General features: G+C 42.7%; 16 protein-coding genes and 1 CRISPR repeat array (1 of these 17 cut by a window edge). Of the genes, 9 read left to right on the forward strand and 7 right to left on the reverse strand.

The window, feature by feature from the left end:
• Positions 1 to 2,528: a CRISPR direct-repeat array (repeat unit 29 nt; unit sequence GTGTTCCCCGTACGCACGGGGCTAAACCG); it begins 371 nt to the left of the window's first position.
• A 141-nt stretch (positions 2,529 to 2,669) separates the two neighbouring features.
• From PNC201_RS20430 to PNC201_RS20445, 4 genes are all read right to left on the reverse strand, one after another.
• A complete protein-coding gene (locus PNC201_RS20430) occupies positions 2,670 to 2,945 on the reverse strand; it encodes a SelT/SelW/SelH family protein (RefSeq protein ID WP_010603951.1) in 276 nt (91 codons plus the stop codon).
• Between the two features lie 203 nt (positions 2,946 to 3,148).
• Positions 3,149 to 4,309: an aspartyl/asparaginyl beta-hydroxylase domain-containing protein gene (locus tag PNC201_RS20435; RefSeq protein WP_010603950.1), complete on the reverse strand. Its 1,161-nt coding sequence runs from the start codon at positions 4,307 to 4,309 to the stop codon at positions 3,149 to 3,151.
• 17 nt (positions 4,310 to 4,326) lie between these two features.
• Positions 4,327 to 6,126, reverse strand: coding sequence for a tetratricopeptide repeat protein (locus PNC201_RS20440; protein WP_102058230.1), 1,800 nt, complete (start codon positions 6,124 to 6,126; stop codon positions 4,327 to 4,329).
• A gap of 223 nt (positions 6,127 to 6,349) precedes the next feature.
• On the reverse strand, positions 6,350 to 9,193 hold the full coding sequence (locus PNC201_RS20445; protein ID WP_102058231.1) for a TonB-dependent receptor domain-containing protein: 2,844 nt from the start codon (positions 9,191 to 9,193) through the stop codon (positions 6,350 to 6,352).
• Positions 9,194 to 9,473: 280 nt separating this feature from the next.
• Here PNC201_RS20445 and PNC201_RS20450 point away from each other — a divergent pair, with 280 nt between their 5' ends.
• The gene (locus PNC201_RS20450; RefSeq protein ID WP_010603947.1) at positions 9,474 to 10,190 is read left to right on the forward strand and encodes a LytR/AlgR family response regulator transcription factor; all 717 of its coding nucleotides are present in this window, start codon (positions 9,474 to 9,476) and stop codon (positions 10,188 to 10,190) included.
• A gap of 9 nt (positions 10,191 to 10,199) precedes the next feature.
• Here the strand turns inward: PNC201_RS20450 and nhaR are convergent, their stop codons facing one another.
• The gene (gene nhaR, locus PNC201_RS20455; RefSeq protein WP_010603946.1) at positions 10,200 to 11,090 is read right to left on the reverse strand and encodes a transcriptional activator NhaR; all 891 of its coding nucleotides are present in this window, start codon (positions 11,088 to 11,090) and stop codon (positions 10,200 to 10,202) included.
• A 178-nt stretch (positions 11,091 to 11,268) separates the two neighbouring features.
• Between nhaR and PNC201_RS20460 the strand changes: the two genes are divergently transcribed.
• Both PNC201_RS20460 and PNC201_RS20465 read left to right on the forward strand, forming a co-directional pair.
• Positions 11,269 to 11,574: a hypothetical protein gene (locus PNC201_RS20460; RefSeq protein ID WP_227388010.1), complete on the forward strand. Its 306-nt coding sequence runs from the start codon at positions 11,269 to 11,271 to the stop codon at positions 11,572 to 11,574.
• A 126-nt stretch (positions 11,575 to 11,700) separates the two neighbouring features.
• On the forward strand, positions 11,701 to 12,126 hold the full coding sequence (locus PNC201_RS20465; protein WP_102058233.1) for a hypothetical protein: 426 nt from the start codon (positions 11,701 to 11,703) through the stop codon (positions 12,124 to 12,126).
• Here PNC201_RS20465 and PNC201_RS20470 read toward each other — a convergent pair.
• Positions 12,118 to 13,017 (reverse strand): response regulator, encoded by a 900-nt coding sequence (locus PNC201_RS20470; RefSeq protein WP_010603943.1) that lies wholly within the window; start codon positions 13,015 to 13,017, stop codon positions 12,118 to 12,120. The genes PNC201_RS20465 and PNC201_RS20470 overlap by 9 nt on opposite strands.
• Positions 13,018 to 13,109: 92 nt before the next feature.
• On the opposite strand from PNC201_RS20470, the gene PNC201_RS20475 reads away from it, so the two are divergent.
• The 6 genes from PNC201_RS20475 to arfB all read left to right on the forward strand — a co-directional run bounded on the left by PNC201_RS20475 (position 13,110) and on the right by arfB (position 19,181).
• Entirely contained in the window at positions 13,110 to 13,913 is an 804-nt protein-coding gene (locus PNC201_RS20475; protein ID WP_102058234.1) for a chromosome partitioning protein ParA, read from the forward strand.
• A gap of 242 nt (positions 13,914 to 14,155) precedes the next feature.
• Entirely contained in the window at positions 14,156 to 15,427 is a 1,272-nt protein-coding gene (locus tag PNC201_RS20480; RefSeq protein WP_102058235.1) for an efflux RND transporter periplasmic adaptor subunit, read from the forward strand.
• An 11-nt stretch (positions 15,428 to 15,438) separates the two neighbouring features.
• A complete protein-coding gene (locus PNC201_RS20485; RefSeq protein ID WP_102058236.1) occupies positions 15,439 to 16,128 on the forward strand; it encodes an ABC transporter ATP-binding protein in 690 nt (229 codons plus the stop codon).
• Positions 16,129 to 16,137: 9 nt separating this feature from the next.
• On the forward strand, positions 16,138 to 17,469 hold the full coding sequence (locus PNC201_RS20490) for an ABC transporter permease (RefSeq protein ID WP_102058237.1): 1,332 nt from the start codon (positions 16,138 to 16,140) through the stop codon (positions 17,467 to 17,469).
• Between the two features lie 10 nt (positions 17,470 to 17,479).
• The gene (locus PNC201_RS20495) at positions 17,480 to 18,688 is read left to right on the forward strand and encodes an ABC transporter permease (RefSeq protein ID WP_102058238.1); all 1,209 of its coding nucleotides are present in this window, start codon (positions 17,480 to 17,482) and stop codon (positions 18,686 to 18,688) included.
• Between the two features lie 79 nt (positions 18,689 to 18,767).
• Positions 18,768 to 19,181 (forward strand): alternative ribosome rescue aminoacyl-tRNA hydrolase ArfB, encoded by a 414-nt coding sequence (arfB, locus tag PNC201_RS20500; RefSeq protein WP_102058239.1) that lies wholly within the window; start codon positions 18,768 to 18,770, stop codon positions 19,179 to 19,181.
• 19 nt (positions 19,182 to 19,200) lie between these two features.
• On the opposite strand, the gene PNC201_RS20505 is transcribed toward arfB, so the two are convergent.
• Positions 19,201 to 19,560 (reverse strand): hypothetical protein, encoded by a 360-nt coding sequence (locus PNC201_RS20505; RefSeq protein ID WP_010603927.1) that lies wholly within the window; start codon positions 19,558 to 19,560, stop codon positions 19,201 to 19,203.
• Between the last annotated feature and the right edge of the window lie 566 nt (positions 19,561 to 20,126).

Here is a 20,126-nt window from a genome sequence, read left to right on the forward strand (position 1 = left end):
CCCCGTACGCACGGGGCTAAACCGTGTTGTTTTTAGTTTTTTTTGGTGTTTTTTGGGTGTTCCCCGTACGCACGGGGCTAAACCGGACGGTGAAATGAGTGATTTAATAGAAACGATGTGTTCCCCGTACGCACGGGGCTAAACCGGCAGAAAACCAATGACACTAAACCAAATAGCAGTGTTCCCCGTACGCACGGGGCTAAACCGCGTTAGGCTTAGCTACTAATAGCAAAGTCACAGTGTTCCCCGTACGCACGGGGCTAAACCGTGCATTAAACTCATGCACTCCAAACCTCTCAAGTGTTCCCCGTACGCACGGGGCTAAACCGATGCACCGGTTGAAGATAAGCAAGAAATTAAAGTGTTCCCCGTACGCACGGGGCTAAACCGCGAATCAGGATAACCATAAGCCGCCGAGTCATGTGTTCCCCGTACGCACGGGGCTAAACCGTATGTCTGACAGGGAAAACGGTTTAACTGAACGTGTTCCCCGTACGCACGGGGCTAAACCGTATTCGGCGGTGATGTTTTTGTCAGACCCAGCGTGTTCCCCGTACGCACGGGGCTAAACCGTAACGCGCTTTGTATTTATCGCTGTATCAACAGTGTTCCCCGTACGCACGGGGCTAAACCGCTGTAGCTCAATCTCAGCATAACGTGCAGAGTCGTGTTCCCCGTACGCACGGGGCTAAACCGCACGGTGTTGATGAATGCACGTTCGTTGGCTGGTGTTCCCCGTACGCACGGGGCTAAACCGTTCTGGGTGCTGTTCACTCGCCATAGCTTGCTGTGTTCCCCGTACGCACGGGGCTAAACCGTCGATGATTGAACCAACCATCACCTTTTTTGAGTGTTCCCCGTACGCACGGGGCTAAACCGCTCCCCTAAATTCATACCTTTGCAGCTTTCTTGTGTTCCCCGTACGCACGGGGCTAAACCGTTTTTGATTTGTGCAGGCGTGACACCCTCTAAGTGTTCCCCGTACGCACGGGGCTAAACCGTCACTCTTTTGAATAGCCATTTACTTGCCTCCGTGTTCCCCGTACGCACGGGGCTAAACCGGTAATTTGCTCTTGGCAATCAAACGGAATATTGTGTTCCCCGTACGCACGGGGCTAAACCGCCTTTTAGCGCTTCGCGGCAACGTACACCGCGGTGTTCCCCGTACGCACGGGGCTAAACCGCGATGTTAGTACTAACCCTACTATGGCTATGAGTGTTCCCCGTACGCACGGGGCTAAACCGTACTTCTTGTAGGTCGCCATAGCCACCCCATTCGTGTTCCCCGTACGCACGGGGCTAAACCGTCCTCCAGACTGGATGAGGTAAACGATAAAATGTGTTCCCCGTACGCACGGGGCTAAACCGGGGATTATAGTTCGGCTGATATTACTGACGAAGTGTTCCCCGTACGCACGGGGCTAAACCGTAGCTGTTGGGCTTCGTTCATCTTGGGTGCTCGTGTTCCCCGTACGCACGGGGCTAAACCGATGAAAAAGAGTTTACTCAAATACAAGATGAGAGTGTTCCCCGTACGCACGGGGCTAAACCGATACTTGAGATTGCAGGAACGGGCGTCACAGAGTGTTCCCCGTACGCACGGGGCTAAACCGCACATCGTAATCATAATGGCCTATCCGTGGAGGTGTTCCCCGTACGCACGGGGCTAAACCGCAAAAAGCCGCACTCCTAAAACAGCAAGAAGAGTGTTCCCCGTACGCACGGGGCTAAACCGCTCTCTTCTGTATTCAGCATCTCTCATTGCTTGTGTTCCCCGTACGCACGGGGCTAAACCGCTGGCAAACCATAATGAACTCACCCGTTTTCTGTGTTCCCCGTACGCACGGGGCTAAACCGGCCAGCGCCACCACCAAGGCCCGCGATTCTTAGTGTTCCCCGTACGCACGGGGCTAAACCGTACGTAAGATGCGAGCGCCTGCTCTAATACCGGTGTTCCCCGTACGCACGGGGCTAAACCGATAGTTTCGTAAGTTAGGCCAATCGGTAGACTGTGTTCCCCGTACGCACGGGGCTAAACCGATGGGGGACGATATTTTGCGCTTAATGCGTATGTGTTCCCCGTACGCACGGGGCTAAACCGACATTAACGATATTGTTGAGACGTACAATCCTGTGTTCCCCGTACGCACGGGGCTAAACCGGAAAATCACTATGAAATTAGTATCTAAAATCAGTGTTCCCCGTACGCATGGGGCTAAACCGGAGGCTGTTTTATGTCTATTCCAAACGTGGATGTGTTCCCCGTACGCACGGGGCTAAACCGGCGAGGAAAACAGCGAAACAACGAGCAGCCAAGTGTTCCCCGTACGCACGGGGCTAAACCGCCATGAATGCCGCCGCTCAAATTGGTGAGCAGGTGTTCCCCGTATGCACGGGGCTAAACCGGCCTCGTGATTTCAATTCCGCAACATTCAATCGTGTTCCCCATATGCACGGGGCTAAACCGCGTGTTAATGTTGATGCACGCGACCAGACTAGGTGTTCCCTGTACGCTCGGGGCTAAATCTGAGCGACTCAGGTCTGGACCATGTGCTGGAATTCGTCCGTGAAGCAGCACCAGATGCTCACCTCATTGAGCGGTGAAACAGCGGCGATTCTAGGCTCGCCTGTAATCTCGGGATTAAGTTATAGCCATCATTGTTAGCTAGTTATTTATCCACATGACCTAAATCACGCTCAGGATCTAACAAATCTCTCACCCTTCTTTTGAGCACTTTGGCTTCAGGAAAACCTTCATCCGCCTTTCGGCACCAAATTAACGTATTGTTATAGTAAATTTTGAATACGCCTTTACTTGCTGGCACTAACGCGACTTGTTGTAAATCGTCAGAGAAAGTTGAAAGTAACTCTTGTGCAAGCCAAGTTGCTCGCAACATCCATTGGCAAAGTACGCAGTAATGGATAGTGATGGTCGGTTTTTGCATGAATTTACGTTTTTTTGAAGGCTGTGATGGGATTCTAGCACTGTGATTTATCATATGGCTAGCTTGAAAAAAACGGGGGTCGCCCCCCGAAATTATCCAGGGAGACCTTAATTATAAGGTCAGTCTTAACGTTACGGACTATTTGTATAGTAACAACCCCTTTTGTGGCAAGTTGAAGGGTTGCCGTGACGAAAATTGGGATACTAGTGATCGCTTCTGTATTCACTCAGAGTTGCATTTAAATTGTCAATGAGGTTTTGCCTATTTAAAAACTCTAACTGGATTGCTCGGCGCTGAGTTAATGATAGATCAGGGTGCCAAATGGAGAAAATAAGTACAATCCGATCTCGGTCACTACCGTTGTGCGCTAAATGCAAATAAGAGTCGTCGAATATGGTGAGTTGATGTTCTTGCCATAAAATGCGGTTACCATCGACCTCTAAGTAACAGTCGTGGGGAATATCTATAGCCAAATGTACTGTTAGACTGTGATTGGAAAGGCCATAATGTGGAGTAATAGTTTGGCCTTTTGCTAGCTTAGAGTAAAACACTTCGTATGGGGATGCCGTCAAGCCGTAGTAAGGCACTTTCTCTAAAGCCTTTTTTAGAATAGGAAAGTGCTTTGACACCGAAACGTCTTCGATCCCCTCTTTAAAAATGGATAGTGCTTGCCAGTTGTTGCTGTTTGCAAGCTTTGGGAATACGCTTTCATACTCTTTACCCGATAAATAGGGGGTAAGGTGCGAAGATGCGGTATTAAAAGTAGCGTGAAACTCTTTAATGATGTCGGGGATCATGGTGCTAAAGCTTTCATACCATGAAAATTGCTGTGCCAGCCAGATTGGTTTTGCAGTTAGATTAGGTACGTAAAAAAGATGTGGTGCTTGAGGTGTTTCAAAGGGCTTACTACTGTATTGAACCCAGCGTCCAGACTCAATGCTTGATGCAGTACCAAGGTTTCTTTCCATACATTGCCAAGCTTTTTGAAAACGTTTAAGCGTTTGAGGAGCTGTGCTATTGGCAAGCTGAAGCCGTTTAAAGCTGCCTGTCAGTGTTTCACACAGGGCATAACATGCTAGTGCCGTATTCTCCTCGCTCTTAGTCTCTAGTAAATATCCAAGGTACAAGTAAACTAGATAATTTTTGGGCGCAAGATCAATGCAGTGAAAGTAGGCTTTTTCACTTTCGGCTAACGCCCCAATTTGTTCTAAAATTACAGCTACACGATAGCTTAGCTCTGCACTCTGTGGGTAGGCATCGAGTAACTTTGGTAGTAATAATGGCCAACTATTTTGCGATTCGCATTCTAGGATTGGCTGTAAAAGTGTGTCAATGTTGAGAGGTTGTATCTCTTCGTTTGCCATCAAAATAATATCTCTTGTTAATTATTGATTACGCCAATATCGAGTGGCAACGTCATTCGATAGCTATTGTCTGATGCGTTAAATGGCTGTGTTCCATGCCAAAAATAAGAGGGGAAGATCACGATTTGTCCTCGTTTAGGTTTTACAGTTTTAAATGGTGGAAAATCGTAAGGAGGTGCTAGGGGAGGTCTACCAAATTCAATTACCCCATTGTTGCTATCGTCGTTTGGCGTGTTGATATATAAAACCACACTTATCCAGCCAGCGGGGTGGATATGACTCACGTGGAAGCCTTGCTCTGTTAATTTGACAGACCACGAACCAGTAATTAATTTATCCTTATTTAAATGAGCCAAAAATGGGTGCTCAGGCACTAACTCTAAGTTATTGAGACATTTTTCAATATCTTGCAGTAATTGAGCTCGAGCTTTGGTGATGACTTCGATATCTCTATTAAGCAAGCCACCAGAAATTTGTGAACCATTTACTAAAGTTTGCTCACTTGGTGCTTGCTTACCTTGATGAAGCGTTAGTAAACAAGACTCTAATTCTTTAAGAAAGTCTTCACTATTTTGATAGCCGTTCGGAGTGTCTAAGGTTGTAGTAAGGACAAAGTTTGGGTTGCATAAAGCACGATGCTTTTCTTTGTCCGTGGCTTGATACACTACGCTTAGCCAAGCTAATGCAAGTTGTGAGTTAGGCTGTGCTTGCAACACGTACTCAAGTAGGGATTGTGCGGTACTAAACTCCCCAAGTTGGATTGCAAATTTTGCTTGCTCACAGATCCTGTCATAATTAACGGTTAGCTTATTGGCATCATCTAAATGTTTATAGGCAGTGTTTAGCTCATTGTTCGTGGCTGCCAAACGGCCTCTTAACGCTAGAAGCGTGGCTGATTTGTCTGCATAACCCGACTTCTGTATGCATTGCTCGCATAATGTGTACTGATTGGTGTTCCAGTAAAGTTCGGCTAGACACTCTGTAAGTTGCTGTTGATTATTGGCTGACTCTAGTGCTGTTATTAAACTGCTAGCAAAAAGCTGATGTTGCCCGCTTTGCCAATAAAGTTCGTTCAGTGCTTTATGGACGGTTGGGTTGTGTGGCGCTCGCTTCAGTGCCTGAGTGTAGGCTTGTTGTGCTGGTTCAAACTGACCATTTGCAAAAAAGCAGTCCCCAAGATTATAAAGCGGCTCGTAGTGTTCAGGTGCGCTTTGGTGAACAAACCTAAAGCATTGAATTGCTTGTTCAAATTTAGCTTGTAACTTATAGCAAAGGCCTAAATTGTGTATTGCTCGAAAAGCAACCTGAGAGTGTTGCGGTACTGATTGATAATAGCTGATCGCTTGTTTGAGGTTTCCCTTTGTTTTTTCAATGTCTCCGAGAATTTTGGTGAGTTGCCCAGAAGTATCGAGTGATTGTCCTTTCAAAGCCCACTGATAGGCCATGTCGAGGCGGTTTTGTTCGAGATAAAGAAGCGACAAGTTTTTAAGTAAATCTAGATTCTTTGGCTCAGTATTATACAGCGTAAGGTAATGAGACTCTGCTTGGTGCAAATCACCCGATAGCCAATAACATTTGGCTAAATGAGTTAAGATCTCGGTTTTAAGTGGCGCGAGCTTAGCGGCATCACTTAATGAGTTTATTGCACTTTGCCATTCGGCTAGTGACTTATAGCAAATTCCCAAAAGGTAATGTAGGTCGGGGTGAGGCGAATCAGTATACGGCTGAAGCTTCGTTAACGCTTGTTGATATTGTTTCTGTTGGAGCAATTTGAAAGCATCTTGAACTGCGATATTGATTTCGGATGTTTGCTTCATGTTATTTTTTCTTAAACGGTCAATTAGGCTAAGCTGCATACCCTTTATTTTAGTCAAACTTTATCTAGTTGCGAGCAAAGTGACGCTGCTTGAAGTTTTGTTAGTATTAATCAATCTTTCAGCGAGCTTGATTTAAAACTTAGTAACCTGCTGTGAATAAAAAAGCTATTACACAAATAACTGAAAAGGGAGCCGAAGCTCCCTTGTTTTCTGTATTAGTGGACTAGAACGTGTACACAGCGCTTAAGAAGTAGCGAGGACCTATTACGTCATACAACTCTGGGAATGTATTTGCTTGCTGTTGAGCGTCACCTAGTGGTGTTGGCTCTGTGTCTAACACATTCTTGATACCAAATGTTGCTTGTAGGTGATCTGTGAAGTGGTAGCTCGCACTAAGGTCAAGGTACCATTCTGCTTTAGATATAGGCACAATTTCGTTTTCGCCAGTATCTTCATCAACTTCGCTCATATATCGAACTAGCGCCGCTATGCTCAAATCACCTGAAGTCCATGTAAAGCGGTTATTACTTTGGAACTCAGGACGTGGTATACCACAAGTATTACCAAATTTACCAGCACAGTAATTAGTTTCTGTGAAGCCAACGCTTGGCGTTCTGAAGAACTCATCCAAGATTGTGTTCTTAGAGTTAATGTTCAGTGTTGAACCATTTTCACCGATACCAAAGCCAAGCTCTGTGGTCCAGTTGAAGTTAACGTCATAGCCTTTGGTTCCTAGCGACGCGATGTTCGCGTTTAGCGCTGTAACAAGGTCTACGTTACCGTCAGGACGACGAGTAATTGCTTGACAGTATTCAGAGTTAGGATCTTTAAGTTGGTTGTAACAAACATCCAGAATATTGTTTACGCCACCACCTAGTACATCGATTGCATCATCAATCGTGATATCGAAGTAATCGATTGTCACATCAAAGTTTTCGGTTGGTGTAATAACAAGACCGAGAGTAACGGTTTCTGATGTTTCTTCTTTCAGGTCTGGATTACCACCGAAGCTACCTTCGATTTGCGCATTTGCTTGCTCAAATACGCCAACTTGAGAAGCTGAAACGCCGTGAGCCTCACAAAGAGCTCTATCTGTTTTTCCTTCTACAAAACCGTCTACGCTACATGGATCGGTTGCGCTAGGGAAACCATTTGCTGCGCCTTGGAATAGTTCTGAGATATTAGGCGCACGAACAGATTCTTGGTAACCTGCTCGGAAAGATACGTATTCATTCACTTTCCAGTTTATAGTTGTTGCAAATGAAGATGCATTACCAATGTTTGAATAGTCAGAAAGACGTCCCGCAAACCAAAGTGTAATGTCTTCAGCAAATGCTGCATCAGTTACTAGCGGGATATCAATCTCTGTGAATATTTCATCAACGCTATAACTACCAACTGTTGGCTCGCCAGCGTTAAAGCCCAAAACATCACCGGATGCTAAGAACTCATCAGGGCGGAAGCGTGAATCATCAAAACGGCTTTCGTAGCCAATTACAAAACCAATTGGCATATCAGCAGATGGTACAGTAAATGGTAGCTCACCAGCAAAATCGATGTGGATAATTTCTTGCTTAATGTTTGTTACGTTAGATGCCCCGACGTTGATAAAATCAATCGCTGCTTGTGAAATATTGCCTTCACCGAAGATGTTCAATGGTGCACAGCCACCTGACGTGTCTTGACATGCACTACCATCGTCAGTTACTAAAATAGCTTGTCTGAAGCGCGTTTCAGAAACGTCGTTATTAAGTAGGTTAGAGCGGTCCAGCTCCGAGCGGCTGTAGTAAGCGTTGTATGCCCAGTCACCAATAAAGCCATCAACACCTATCAACACTCGCATCGCATTACGTGTATCAATCGATTGACGTGGACCGTTTTCAACCATACGACGACCGATTGTAGCGAATGTAAAGTTACCATCGGCGTCAAGCTGACTAACCATATTGCCAGTTGGTTCACCGTCATCATCGAGTTCTGGCACCAATGCTTTCATTGCGGCTTGAACGTCTGCACCGAAGTATGGACTGTCAGGGTTAACCACCAAGCCATTTACGAACGCTGGAGTCGGAGCTAGTTGTGATGGCACTTCGTTGCGAATGAAAGATAGTTCACTATATAAGCGTGTGTCATCATTGATGTAATAGTGTGCAAAAGAGTTAAGTGTTAAACGCTCTTGTGGTAGTTGTAGGTAGTTATCAGGGGCATAGTTAAATGCATCGGCTGATGTATATGGTAGGCCTTCACCATTTGGACCAAAACGACCTAGAGTTGTACCATTAGGAAGTGTAGGGCCTGCAAATATTCTTGTCCCAGGAATACCAGATGACCCACCAGGCACTAAACCTGTATCGCCTTCAGTGAGCGTTACGTTAGTAAAGTCTCTGTCGCCTTGGAAGATTGATTCACGTTTAGCGTAACCAAAATAAATAGTGGCGTTGCCTTTACCATCGGCAAAGTTTCCACCCAGGGTGAGGTCTGTGTTGAACTTTTCCCCGTCGCCTTCTTCAGTGATGTCGTATAACGCAGAGATTTCAGCGCCTTCGAAGTCGTCTTTCAATCGAAAGTTTACAACACCTGCTAGTGCATCAGAGCCATATACCGCACCTGCACCACCGGTAATGATGTCTACACCTTCGATAAGAGAAGCAGGAATAGTGTTTAAGTCGACAACACCTGTTTGTGTTGCTGGTACCCAGCGGCGACCATTAACAAGAACAAGGGTACGCTCATCACCTAGACCACGTAAATTTACTCGCGCGGTACCATCACCAGGGTTATTTGAGCTTGGTCCGAAAGAAGGAACTGTTAGTGGTAACTCGGCAAGTTTCTGCTCGACGTTTAAGTTACCAGATATTGCAAATTCAGTACCGTCTAGTTCGATAACAGGTGTTTTTGCCGTTAACGCGACACGCTGAATACGAGAGCCCGTAATAGAAATTCTTTCGACTTCGTCATTAGCACCATCAGCAGCTTCTTCAGCTGATGCTTGAATGCTCAAACTTCCACCGATTAGGCACGCAGAAGTTATAAGCATACTTAACTTAGAACGCTTGAATTGTTTCATGATATCCCCTGATAGGTTTGTTTTGGATACCTTTGGCGAGCTTGCTAACTCATCACAAAGGCTTATTAGTATCACGAGGAGGCTATGTCGGAAGTCGGGAATATGCCAGTTGAGATACGTAAGGTGACGGAAAGTAGTGACGACAGGAGTTAAAAAAAAGATCAAATTTAATTTGCGAATTACACTGTGACAATCTATAACAATTATTTGTTAACTATTGTGAAATGAGATACAAAGTATTAGTATCTTTGTTAACCTGTTGATGTCTTTAAGGTGATGAATGAAAAAAGTGACAATCTTGATTCCCTGCTATTTGTCTGCGCTTGGCGTTGAAATGAGTACAAAGTTAAAGGAAGTCGCTGTTTGTTCCCAGTTTGTTTACTATCAAACATTTGTTGATATTTTGGAAACTATTGAGTCGGGTGAAATAGACTGTTTGTTAATAGATTCTTCGTTTGAAAGTGATCCCAAAAAGCAAGAATTGATCGCGAAAAAGTTCTCATCTGTTTCGACTATAAAGATCACTACAGATACCAAACTCAGTTCTTGTACAGTGATGTCTCTTGAAGGGCGAGATAAGACAGATACGCTTATTGAGAACATACTTCATACCGTATTCTCAAGTCCTCAGGAGCTAACCTCTGAGTACATGCCAAATCAACGACTAATAGTGAAAGACTCCGGGCATATTCATGTTATTAAAGTTGAAGAACTGGCTTGGGTTGGAGGTGCCGGTAATTATGTTGAGCTCCATTTGATAAATAGGCAGCGCTCAATACTTCATCGGGATACCATGTCTGCGATGGAAAAAAATTTAAAGATGTTTGGCTTCTCTAGGATCCACAAGTCTTCACTCGTTAATTTGAATGCAATTAGTGAACTTAAAACAAGAGATAATGGTGATTACGATGTTATTTTGGAAAATGGCGACTCACTTCATCTATCAAGGCGATATAAGCAGAATTTATCTTCTCTTTTACAGTCCAACATAAGCTGACACTTTAAGTCAGCTGATGCCCTTCGCAAAGTTTACAAACTCGTTAAAAATGGAGTCCTTAATCAATCTGTCTGGTGTGAAGGCGTAGTAATTTTGGTATGCACTTTCAATTGTGCCTATAAGGTTTACATCATAATGGCGCTTCAATTCTGATTGTATTGACAGCGGAGCTGGGAAGATACCGAATCCTTGTTGGCCTAATGCTTTCATTAAAGCACTATCATCTACATGACCAGCCACTTTAATTTCTATATTTTGCTCTTGGAGCCAAAATTGAATCGAGTTAGTTACAGGGCTGTGCTTTGCTGGAAGAATGAGCGACTGATCTTGTAACGATTTTGGATAATTTGCACTGAGTTGCTCACTGTTTGAAGCTGAACCATATAAGCCAATTTGACTTTTTCCAATCTCGTGGCAAAAAACATTGAAAGGAAGGTGACTATCAAGTGGCTTATCTGCAAGCACGATATCGAGCTTATGCATGGCCATCTGAGCTAGCAATTCTGATTGTTGACCGTCAATACAATGTAAATTGGCAACTTGCTCATTTTCTATCAGTGGAGCAAGCCACTTTGAAACCAATGATTTTGGAATCGCATCAGAAATACCAACTTTTAATGTACGATGTATAGCTGTTGCGCCATCTTGTGTTGTCTCCAACCACTCTTTTGCAATCGAAAACATATCATCCGCATACTGTTTGGTTAAAATGCCGAAGTCAGTCAATCTGAGACCTCTTCCTTCTCTTATGAATAGAGGTTTCCCAAGGCGTGCTTCCAAACTAGATAGTTGCGCACTAATTGTTTGAGGTGTCAAATGAAGGACTTTGCTTGCACCAGCAATACTGCCTTCATTGCTTACTTGCCAAAAATAGTAAAGGTGATTGAAGTTTATATTCATATTGTTCGTAAAAATCTTACTTTAGGTTAGGTATAATCAGCTTTTCTCTTTTGGTGAACATTAGTAGATTTGATCTCACGGCGCAAGTATAAGTTGAGAGAATGCAGCGAAAACACTTTGATATTCGAGTCATTCTAAGTTTTCAATACAGTAATATTTGATGCGATTGTCTGAGGTAATGATGAAACTGAATCTTGTTGGTGTAAATGAACCTATAGCGGTGTCGAGTAAAGTGGTTTTCACTAAAGCGATAAATGCAGCGTTAAGTGGTTATACAAACAATATTCGAAAGATAAATGTACGAATTGAAAAACAGGTGGATAAGCAGGTTGGCAGGCTTACCTTATGCCAAGTTGAGCTTTTGTTACCTGGATTACCGACGTTAAAGGTTAAGACCAAAGGTAAAACCCTGCTGCAGGCGTTAAACCGTGCATTAAGCAATTGTAAGCAAATCTTAAAACAGAATTATTTTAAGCTCAGTTAGTTTTTGAGGCTGAGTGATTCCATTCCCAAGCACTTGCAGCGGCAAGGATGCCGCGCAATTTTTTACTAAAGATATTCGATAAATTACCGATATGTAGGTCAAAGGAATCATGTTGGCCAAACAACAATGAACGTTAACTTTTTAATTCACTCCCCAATTCAATCAGCTACGAGTCAGAAGGAGCAGGAAGCCAAAGTTGAAGAGACGAACTCGCCCAGACCTCTTAGGTTATCTGAAGAAGATATGTCTAAATTGTCTGGAGAAGAGGTAAAGGAAGAGCAAGAAGAAGCCGCACTGCCTCCGCATATTCAAAAAATGGTTGAAAAGCTCGAAGAGTTAAGAGAAAAAATTAAAGAGGAACAAAAATTACTTGATGAATTAAAGGCAAGTGACTCTTATTCTGATGAAATGAAAGCTGAGTTGGTGACACAAAAACTTGAATTTATACTGCGCATGCAGAGCCAAGTTGTTGAGTTGACGAAAAATATTCAAGAAGCGCTAAAAGAAGCCGGGATCAGCGATCCGGGGGTCTTGTTAAAAGCACTAGCTTAAAAGTCCGACCAATAGGATTTTCCCTTGCGCCATGTTTGGGCGTTGGCAGCATATATCTATCCTCATATTTGAAGCAGTTTTATACAGACGCTTCAATTTAGGAAAAGGTTTAGTGACTAGCTGTAGGGCTTTTACTCTTAGACTTCTTCTTGTTATTCCATCCAAAAACGCATAAGAAGTTGAGTTTAATGCTGAGTGGCAAGCGGTTAACATGTGCTCTGTGATCTGGTGTTGATGAATGGCTTCAAATCCTGCCTGATCTGTTAAATTTCCAGTGGAAGCGGCGAGCACACAAACTGAATACACATCAAATATCCCTATTGCGCGTACCTTCTGACTACTAGGATCCTCGTATGCAACCATGACGCAAGGCAGGTTATCAGGATCATACTCCATTTGATTAATCTGATAGAGCCTCAGTTCAGTGTCGATATGTTTATTCATAAGTTTTTCAAGTTGTCCAACTTGAGGCAAAGGAACGCCTTTGTGCAGAGTATGAATTTCCCTTGTTTTTGAGCTTTCCTCTGCGGCTTTGACCAAGGGCATGATTTTATTGTGGAGGTCATCATCTGCAAATGGTTTAGACAGCACAAATGCCGCTCCGTAATCAAGGGCTAGCTTTATTTGCTCGCGGTCGTCCACAGTGGTTACCATTGCCATGGTCACACCCAGTTGTTTCTGTTTGATAGCTTTAACTAATGCGAGTCCCGAAATATCAGGCATATGCCAGTCAGTTAATACAATATCAGGATGCCAAGAGCCGATAATTTTCAGGGCTTCTTTTGCACTTTGTGCTTTCTTTATCAACAACTTGCGATATCTAAAACGTACTAAACCGCGACGAATAATCTCAAGTGTTGCCGCACTGTCATCCACGAGCAATATCTTCACAAATTACCACTTTATTGAAAAATATAGATTTATTATAGGCACGATTTTTAACCAATACTAAAATGAAAGTAAGAAAATAATGAGTGTGCAATATGTTTCTAGGTAAACTACCAATTGATGTATTTATCTATATGGCGGTGAATATCGGGCTGCTGATATTGGCTTTTTGGTTCTATATTTTGCTGTTAATCCTCCGAGAGTTTAGGCTCTTTGCAAAGGCTGCTGGTGGAGCTGGGACATCCAACCCAGAGCAACAGTATCTACTCCAACATTGTCGCGAAGCGATAAATAAGTCGATGAAGTTTGTTGAAGATAATCAACATACCATTCAAGAGTTGGCTAATTTACAAGTCCATTTAGAGCAGCAATTAGCAGAGGTTAAACGCTCTACACAGGATCATATCTCGACCGAAGAACAAACTCGCATGGACGATTTAAACAGTAAGCTACTTAAATCGCATCGATTAATAAAGAAACTTAGGGGGGATCTGTCGAAGGGTTTAGAGCGACTGAAGCAAACAAGAAGAAAACTTTATGACCAATATGAATCTACAGAGGAATTACAAAAAGAAAATGACACATTAAAGCAGCAGTTGGAAGCTTCTAAAGCGATGGGAGGTACGTCCGAGCAAGAATTGGAGCAATTGGTCGCTACCTTTGAGAAGGAGCGTCAAGATATGTCTCTAACGATTAATGAATACAAACGACAAATAGCCGAACAAAATCAGGCTTTGCAACAGCTAATGGTGCAAGAGCAAGAAGTAGAAGATGGGCCAAAGCTTCAGGCTATCCAAAAAGAGTTGGAACAAACGCGAGAAGCATTAGAGCACTTGTCTAAAGAAAAAAAGTTTATCGAGAGTCGGTACTTAGAGGTTGTCAAAAATCAAACCAAATAGTTAACAAAATGTTTTATTTCTCGTGACATTAGTCTTGGCTTTGTGTAAGGTTTAGGCACTCAGGTTACCAGATTTGTTTTAAGCTTTTGAGGTCTACTTCGCTAGATAATTCATGCTTTGGTATTAAATTGTTGGCTTCTAATAATTAAACGAAGAGATGTGATTGTGGTGGAATAGTTAGTAATAATGCTCCAAAAATACATAGTACTCAATAGCTAAGGCAGTGGTAAAAGGATTATTTCATGGCCTATATTCCAGATACGAGCGCTCAAGACTCGGTGGTTGAAAGACCAAAGAAAAATAGATTATTCATAATAGTAATTGGTATTTTTATATTAATTGCTGTTTTTTTTATGACCCCCATTTTTACACAGTGGGCAAGCGGTCAAACAGCTGTTTCTAGCGATAAAGTTCACATAGCATCAGTGAAGCGAGGTGACTTCATCCGCGATATTTCTGTTCAAGGTAAAGTCGTGGCAGCGCGGCGCCCCACTATATATAGCCCTGCTCAGGGAACGGTTACCTACTTGGTAGAGTCTGGTGACAGTGTGGTGGAAGGACAAGTCCTCGCCGTTCTAGATAGTCCTGAGTTGAAAAGCGAATTTGCACAACATCAAGCACAGTTAAACAAGTTAGAAACGGAACTTCAAAGGCAAATTATTCAAGCCAAAAAGCAAGACTTAGCACAAGAGAATTATTTAGGTAAAGCGACTGTTGTGTTAAATGCAGCAAAGCGGGAGATGCGCCGTTCTGAGAACGGTTTGAAAACGCAAGTTGTAAGTGACATTGACTATCAAAAAGCCAAAGATGATCTCGAAAACGCAGAGCGTGAATATCGCCTAGCAATTAAAGAAGTGGAGTTACAAAAAGAAAGCCAAAAATTTGAGATCCGTACCAAAGAGTTAGAGTTTGAGGCGCAAAAAGTAAAAGTGGTGGAGCTTCAGAGGCAAGTTGCTGCTTTAAAAGTACTGTCGCCGGTAGGTGGATTAGTTGGTAACTTGACGGTAGAGCAAAAAAATACAGTCGCCAAAAATCAGCCATTACTTAGTGTGGTGGATCTCTCAAAGTATGAGATAGAGGTGCAAATCCCAGAAAGCTATTCAGACGACCTTGCGCTGGGAATGTTGGCTGAGGTAAGTCTTAATGGAGAAGTGTATAGCGGAGAAATAGTTGCTATCTCTCCAGAAATTGAAAATGGTCGAGTTGAAGGGAAAATTCGATTTAAAGACGACACCATTCAGGGGTTAAGGCAGAACCAAAGGTTAACGAGTCGAATTGTGATTGAACAAAAGCAAAATATTGCCTACCTACCACACGGGCAATACATAGAAGCCTATAACGGACAGTTTGCTTACGTAGTAAAAGAGGGTTCTGCAATAAAAACACCAATACAAATCGGATTAAGAAGTATTGGGCAAGTAGAAGTACTTTCGGGGCTTAATGTTGGCGATCAGGTGATTACCTCTGACGCGCGAATCTTTAAAGACGCTCCCAGTGTGAAAATAATTCAATAAGGAGCTGTAATATGCTATCCATGCGTCACTTATCCAAAGCTTACTATACCGATACAATAAAAACTCAAGCCTTGCAGCCATTTGACTTACGTATAGAGCAGCGGGAGTTTGTTTCAGTAGTCGGCCCATCGGGTTCAGGAAAAACGACTTTTTTAAACATTACAGGTCTGTTAGAGGATTTTTGTGACGGGAGTTATGAGCTAGATGGCATCAATGTTGAAAAGTTAAGTGACAAAGCTAAATCTAAACTACGTAATGAAAAGATCGGTTTTATTTTCCAGAGCTTTAACTTACTTCCGGACCTCAACCTTTACGACAATGTTGATATGCCTCTTCGCTATCGTAAATTATCTTCAAAAGAACGTCATGAAAGGATCATGGATGCGTTGAATAAGGTGGGCCTTGCCTCACGTAAGGAGCATTACCCATCGCAACTATCAGGAGGTCAACAGCAAAGGGTCGCGATTGCTCGTGCAATAGCTGGTAAACCTTCATTTTTACTTGCTGACGAACCAACGGGTAATTTAGATAGCAAAATGGCAGATAGTATTATGGAATTGCTCATGGATATTAATACACAAGGAACGAGTGTAGTGATGGTAACGCACGATACGCATCAAGCAGCCAAAGCACAGCGCATTATTGAGATCCGTGATGGCGTGATAATTGAGCGTAAACACTGTAACAAAGCGATTGCTTAGGGATAAGTTATGTTTGGCTACTATCTTAAATTGGCACTTATTTCATTGCGAAAAACGCCGTTTTTATCATTTTTAATGGTGGTCACAATTGCCGTTGGAATAGGTGCTGCAATGACGACTTATACGGTTAGTTATTTATTGGCAAAAGACCCTATTCCTTCTAAAAGCGACAAACTGTTTAATGTTCGCCTAAATAGTTATGGACCTGATAAACCTTTCAATATTTCTCAAGGAAAGGAAGTCCCACCTTTTATTCTTAGCTACCAAGATGCGATAAATTTGCAAAATGCTAAACGTGGTGTGAGGCAAACACCTCTTGCTAGTTTCAAGATGATGTCTCGAGCGACCGAGCAGCCTATTACTGATGCAAAGATGACGTTAATAAGAAGTGCTTATCGTGACATGTTCGGTATGTTTGAGGTGCCATTTAAATTTGGAGGTGCATGGGATGAGACTGCTGACAAAGACGGTCTGCAAGTTGCTGTAATAAGCAATGAATTAAATAACAAGTTATTTAATGGAGAAAACTCAATAGGTAAGTCGTTGCTGATAGGTGATTTGCAATACCGCGTCGTTGGAGTGACTGACGATTGGTATCCAGTTCCCAAATTTTTTGACAACAGGACCCGTGCCTTTAATAAACCAAGAGACATTATTATTCCATTTCAGGCACAGATAAATAATCAACATTGGACTAGCTCTGATGTTTCTTACCAGTGTTGGAAAGAACCCGCTGATGACTCTTTTTTGGCTATTTTGGCATCTGAATGTGTTTGGGTCTCATATTGGGTAGAGTTAAGCTCAGCCGCAGCGAGAAATCAATATATGGACTTTTTGGTTAACTATTCGATGGAACAAAGAGAATATGGCCGGTTTTTACGAGAACCTCTGCATCAACTATTCAATGTTAAAGAGCAGCTTATTGAAAGAAAAATCATTAAGGATGATGGCAATGTGGCGATTTGGTTGGCATTTGCATTTCTGATTGTTTGTTTACTGAACTGTATGGCTATGATGGTTGCCAAGTTCCATGCTAGGTCTGGCGAAGTTGGGCTTCGCAGGGCAGTTGGTGCTTCCAAGCAACATATTATCGCTCAATTTACTGTTGAAACCTTCATTATTGGCTTAGTGGGAGGGGTGTTAGGCTTGATATTGGCTCAGATTGGGTTGAGTATAACTGCGCAGTTGTATAGTCACTTATATGCTGAAATGTTGGAAATGACACTAAGTATTGTTGTTATGACGATTGTACTTGCGGTAATAAGTGCGGTTACTTTTGGCTTGCTACCGACGCTACGTGCGGCAAAAGTTCAGCCATCAAGTCAGCTGAAATGCCTGTAGGAGTCTTCCAATGAGAGATTTATTGCCAATTTTAAAAACTTTAAGCAAAAATAAAGCATCGCCATTGTTGCTCGTCCTGCAGATTGCGCTGACATTTACCATTCTAGTAAACACCATATATATGATGGTAATTAAAGAGCAAGAACTGACAAAGCCTACTGGCCTTACGGAGCAGCAGTTGTTTAGTTTTAGCACTAATCTTGAAGGTACTGATGAAGAAAAAAATGCGGCGCTTGATACTGATCTTGCAGACATTCGTGCGTTAGCCAGTGTTGAGAGTGCAAGTACGATTACTAGTATGCCGCTTACTAATTGGGGTCGCTCACTAGATGTTGGTTTCACCCCTGAGGAAGATGAAAGGATAACTCACGCAGGCTACTATGGTTCGGATGACACCATCGTTGATACACTCGGATTGCGTGTCGTAGCAGGAAGAAATTTTAAATATAATGACGTGATACACAAATACTTTGATGGTCACTCTGAGTCCGCAAGTGTTTTAGTCTCGCAAGCTTTAGCGCATAAAATTCGCCCGAATGATTGGCGTAGCGTGGTTGGAGAAACTATTTATGTTGAATCTGTACCGCAAAAGGTTGTGGGTATCGTTGAAACTATGAAGTCTCCTTGGCGGTTCTGGTATGCGTACGATATGACTGTGATTGGATCGATTAGAGAGCATTATGAAGAAACAATTATTGTTGTTAGAGCGAAACCAGACCAGCGAGAAACAGCAATGGCTGAAGTTCAAGCATTATTACTTAAAAAGCCTGGTCGCCAGGTTGATGCGTTTAAGTCCTTTGAACAAATAAAGACAGAGAACTTGCAGGCCGATTATGCAGTGAGCCAAACATTAAAGGCGGTAATTGCCGCGTTGGCATGCGTTACTATATTAGGAATATTTGGTCAGGCAAGATACACCGTTCATAAACGTCGCAAGCAAATCGGTACTCGACGCGCGCTCGGGGCGACTCAGGCCGATATTCTACGCTACTTTATGATTGAAAATGCGGTGGTGTCTTTATTTGGTATTACTCTGGGTATAATCATCGCAATCACTGCGAATATTTACTTGGTTAATTACTTTGGGCTCACCAGTGTACCCGGTGATTATTTGATTGTTGGTGCGATTATTATGCTCGTTGCTGGTCAGTTAGCTGTTACTTACCCCGCAATGGTTGCTGCAAAAGTACCACCTGCTATTGCAACTCGTACAGCATAATCAGTTTTCAGTGCTCGTTGCTGCTATTTCAAGCCTTCAGTTACTTTGCTAAAATGGTAAACGGAGGCTTGAAAAGACTATGCTTAAAATCTCAAATAACGTCACGCTTGCAGAGTGGGAAATCGATATTTCCGCTATTCGCGCACAAGGTGCGGGTGGACAAAACGTCAATAAAGTCTCCAGTGCCATTCATCTTAGGTTTGACATCAACCGCTCAACATTGCCTGATTTTTACAAATCGCGGCTACTTGCACTTAAAGACTCAAGAATTACCAAAGAAGGTGTCATTGTGCTTAAAGCACAGAGCTTTCGCACCCAAGAGCAAAACAAAGAAGATGCCTTGGAGCGGCTAAAAACACTGATCCTCGCGGCCACCAAAGTTGAAAAAACACGCAGAGCCACCAAGCCAACAAAAAGCTCGCAAAAGAAACGCCTGAATCAAAAGACCAAACGGGGCCAAACCAAATCATTGAGGGGGTCGGTCAATTGGTAAGGGTTTAATTGAACTTAGCCTAGTTGTTGAGGATGGTTTTGTTTTTCTTGTATCTAATAAAAGCAAGGTTTGCCATCAAAATTAAAAACCCAATACTTAAATAACCCAAAAACAATATGAAAGTAAATGAGGTGATTTTTAAATCAACACTGGATGCTATTAGTAGAAGTATATTGGAAAGAATACTCGACACAAAGATGGTTACAGCTACTGTATTAGCATGTTTTAATCGCTCAGAAGAGGCTGACAGTGATATTAGCGCTACTATAAACCAATGATAATTTGAAAAGGCTTCCTCTTTCACAACAATGGTGTAAATCATTGTTACGATGAAACCAAGCATCGGTAACAAAGCTACAGAATTTAAAAATTTACTCATAATGTCCTCTTGAGTGTATATCGCTAAGCAGATTGCTCTTCCCCAAAAGTAACACCGTTTGGCGTTTTTACTGGGATCCTAAATCTAAGAATAATACTACAATTATTGGTGCTAATTTGGCAAAACATGTTTTGCCGACAGATCATCTCAATAAATAACCTGAGCTGCGGATAATTAATGCCTTCCTAGTAGCCAGTTTTAGCGCTAACTGCGTAAATTCGCCTTGCCTACAGGAAGTAGGTACCTTAGTGAGAGCAGGACGCAGAAGCGGTGTTATCTCTAAAACTCTCTGGCTAGACAAAGAGGTAAATTAAGTTGTGCGTTAACAGCAATGAGTTAACTCATTCCTTTTCCAAACCTCAGGTTAAATAACCTGAGCTGTGGATAATTAATGCCTTTCTAGCAGCCTGTTTTAGTGCTAACTGCGTTGAATTCACTTCCAATAGCCAGCTATTGGCGCGTAAATTCGCCTTGTTTTCCCTAAAACTCTCTGGCTAGACAAGGAAAAAACTAAGTTGTGCTTTAGCAACAATGAGTTGGAACATTCCTTATCCAAACCTCAGGTT

This window comes from Pseudoalteromonas sp. NC201 (genome assembly GCF_002850255.1).
Lineage (GTDB): Bacteria > Pseudomonadota > Gammaproteobacteria > Enterobacterales > Alteromonadaceae > Pseudoalteromonas.